The sequence below is a fragment of the Gilvimarinus sp. 1_MG-2023 genome (assembly GCF_030548285.1).
The window spans coordinates 1-241 of record NZ_JAUOSC010001575.1; the positions used below are offsets into that span (position 1 = coordinate 1).

1 protein-coding gene is annotated in these 241 nt (G+C 50.2%); it reads right to left on the minus strand.

Features of this window, described 5'->3' with window-relative positions; genetic code table 11:
- A partial coding sequence (locus Q4563_RS23850) for a DUF4124 domain-containing protein (protein ID WP_442903861.1) occupies window positions 1-139 on the minus strand: 139 nt, incomplete at its 3' end.
- Window positions 140-241 lie beyond the last annotated feature (102 nt).

Consider the following 241-nt stretch of genomic DNA (forward strand, 5'->3'; position numbering starts at 1 on the left):
GGTTATGGATATTACGCCCGGACGGTGCACGATCGGAGAAGTGGCGACGGCCATCGCTGTCGACCCATTGATAGACTTCGGCCACAGCCTGTGACCCTATCAGGCACGACAACAACAGCGCAATCCAGACAAGGTTCATGATGGCTCCCGTATTATTCAGGCTACCGATAGTAATAGAATTTCTGTCAGAAAGGTGTTGGCTTTTTCACATTGGGAAGGATAAGACAGCATTGTCGTATCC